Source organism: Vibrio sp. 10N.222.48.A3, from assembly GCF_041475345.1.
Taxonomy (GTDB): domain Bacteria; phylum Pseudomonadota; class Gammaproteobacteria; order Enterobacterales; family Vibrionaceae; genus Vibrio; species Vibrio tasmaniensis_A.
Genome location: NZ_JBFRVX010000580.1, coordinates 1 through 1,792, shown reverse-complemented (window position 1 = coordinate 1,792; position 1,792 = coordinate 1). Strand labels below are relative to the sequence as shown.

At 44.2% G+C, this 1,792-nt stretch carries 3 protein-coding genes; all 3 read right to left on the bottom strand.

The genetic code is table 11. The annotated features are described in order from the left end of the window. Window positions 1-565, bottom strand: a 565-nt coding sequence (locus AB4653_RS16445) for a thiol:disulfide interchange protein DsbA/DsbL (RefSeq protein ID WP_372104753.1), incomplete at its 3' end; no start/stop codon positions are given. Window positions 566-656: 91 nt separating this feature from the next. Then, entirely contained in the window at window positions 657-1,016 is a 360-nt protein-coding gene (locus tag AB4653_RS16440; protein WP_102257824.1) for a hypothetical protein, read from the bottom strand. Window positions 1,017-1,165: 149 nt separating this feature from the next. Further along, on the bottom strand, window positions 1,166-1,774 hold the full coding sequence (locus tag AB4653_RS16435; protein ID WP_009847169.1) for a TetR/AcrR family transcriptional regulator: 609 nt from the start codon (window positions 1,772-1,774) through the stop codon (window positions 1,166-1,168). Between the last annotated feature and the right edge of the window lie 18 nt (window positions 1,775-1,792).

Genomic DNA, 1,792 nt, shown 5'->3' with positions numbered 1-1,792 from the left:
ACTCTTCGTAGCTCTTGATTTGATCCGGTTTTACGATGTATTTGTTGTTAACTAATACGCCTGGAACGCCAGTTAATGTGCTCGCATCAAACTGCTTATCAAAACGCTTCTGCATTGAGTTAACTGCGAAACCGTTGTAGGCCGCATCAAACTTCTTCGCATCGATACCGTTATCAATGAAGATCTGGCGCAGTTCCGCTTCGTTTCTTGGAGTCTGTTGCTTCTCGTGAATTTTGGCGAACATTGCTGGAACCATATTGTCTTCAGCGTCGAGTGCAATCATGGTCGCGTAAGCTTTTGCCATAGGCACAGCCATGTCGTTGCCCATAAACGCTACGTGCACTTTTTGAAAGCTTGCTGATTCTGGTAGATCTTGTTTAAGGAACTCAATGACGCCTTCAAATTTGTAGCAATGAGGGCAGTAAAACGAGAAGAATTCGGTAACGACTGGCTTATCTGCTTTCGCTACGTCGAGGATCTTGTAGTGAGTACCTTCTTCAAACTGAGCGGCATTAATTGAGGCGCTCATGATCAGAGCTGCGAATAGGCTAAATAGCTTTTTCATGTGTTATTTCCTAAATTTGGATGTCATTGTTTACAGCGATAGAGCTGTATTAGTAATACGTTGGCAAGCGTTGCCAAACAGGGACAAACAATTAAGAAATAGGAGGGCGATAAGGAGCTTGTGGCGACATGATTGCCTTGTGTGAAGGCTCTTTCTCGATCAAAGCCAATGAACCAATTTGGGTATCAAAAGACTCTGACACAATCAACGGTGGCATTTTAAGCAAGCATACAGAGCCACAGCAGTGGTGTTCTACATTGGGTTGCGCGCTGGAATATGGGAATGAGTCACTGGTGTCGAATGAGGAATCGGTGTTCAGCGATAAGGTTGATTGATTTTGAGTTACCTGCATAGCATTGGCGTTCGCGATACTGTCCACACTGACGGTGGCCACTAACATAGCGAATAGCATAAAAGCATGTACCCAAATTTTGCTTATCAACTTTGGCATGGAATATTGGTCTTTGTGTCCGAATTAAGGTTGGTATGAATCACATTCTGCAACCGCTAAACAGGAAAGCGTAGAACGAGCGCATGATACATCACTCGTTTGTGCATCTCTAATTAAACCCAACAAAACTTAGCAGAGCTCAACTTTTATTACGCTTGGTACTGTTTAAGGAACATCTCGACGCTGGAATTAATGATTATTTGCTTGTGCTGCTTATCAGGAGAGGGCGCATGACCAATGATCTGTGGCCAAAATGCAAAAGATTTCAGCAGGGCGATAAACTGAGTGGATGCAAACAATGGGTCGAGTTCAACCAAACGCCCATCAGCCAATGCCGCTTTGATCCAAGTCGTCAGGCCGCTTTCTGCTTGAGAATATTTTTCCATCGCTTGATGCGCGAGTTCTGCGTTATGAAAATATTCAGAGAACAGTACGCGAGATAAGTCGATGAAACCTTCAGACTCGAGAAGCTCAAGTTCTTGGTTGGCTATAGAGGTAAGTTGTTCATCTAGCGGTTGTTCGGCTTGATAGGGGAACTGAGTCGCTGCGAGTGTTTTGCTCCAAATGCTGTCTAAAATCTCATCCAGTAGCAGTTCTTTACTCGCAAAGTGATTGTAAACCGTGCGCTTTGATACTTCCGCGCGGCTCGATATTTTATCCATGCTGGTGGCTTTATAGCCATGCTCGGTAAACTCTGCGATGGCAGCGGCCACGATAGATTCGCGTTTTCTTTGGCTTAGTGTTTTTTTTACCGTCATCTGGATATTACTCAATAT